This is a genomic window from Cellulomonas citrea (assembly GCF_009829685.1).
GTDB classification, from domain to species: Bacteria; Actinomycetota; Actinomycetes; order Actinomycetales; family Cellulomonadaceae; genus Cellulomonas; species Cellulomonas citrea.
The window spans coordinates 1-749 of the sequence record NZ_VWSD01000334.1 but is presented as its reverse complement, the minus strand read 5'-3'; the positions used below and the strand labels follow the sequence as shown (position 1 = coordinate 749).

At 63.7% G+C, this 749-nt stretch carries 1 protein-coding gene; it reads left to right on the top strand.

From position 1 onward, the window contains the following. The coding region (locus F2B26_RS16550; RefSeq protein WP_159811181.1) for a TonB-dependent receptor at window positions 1-749 on the top strand (749 nt) is incomplete at both ends.

Sequence of the window (749 nt, the reverse complement as noted above, 5' to 3'; positions counted from 1 at the left end):
ACGCCAACGGCGTCGACACCTTGAAAAACATCATCAGGAACCGCGAACTGGAAGGCCGCTTCGAGTTCGACCATGCGGCGGTCGCGACCGGCATCGGCGCACTGACCGGAACATGGGGCGCGCAGTTCGGCCATCGCGAACTCGGCACCGACGGCAGTCTCGGCGGCCTGCTGGCGCAGACGAACACCAACACCGCCGCGGTGTTCGCGTTCGAACAGATTCAACTCACCGACACGCTGCGCATGCAGGGCGCGGGCCGCATCGAGAACCATATCGTCAAGGGGCTGGCGCCGACCTTCCCGGCGGACTTTCTGCCGCCGCCCAATACGTTTTCGGAGGAGCCTGCGCGGCGCACCTTCACGCCGAAAAGCACCAGCGTCGGCCTGCTGAAGAACCTGCCATGGGACATGGTGGCGACGCTGAATGCCCAATACGTTCAGCGTGCGCCTGCGGCGCCCGAGTTGTTCTCGCGCGGATCTGATGGCGCATCGGGCACGTTCGTGATCGGAAATCCCAATCTGAAGATCGAGACCGCGCAGACCGCCGAGATCGGCCTCAAGCGCGCCAAGGGTCAATTGCGGTTCGAGACCAGCGTCTACTACACCTTCTACAAGGACTTCATCTTCAAGCAGGTCACCGGAAATTTCTGCACCGACACCTTTGCCACCTGCGGCGCCACCGGCCCACTGACGCAGGTCGCCTACGGTCAGCGCGATGCGACCTTCCGAGGCGCCGAAATCGCTGCCCAG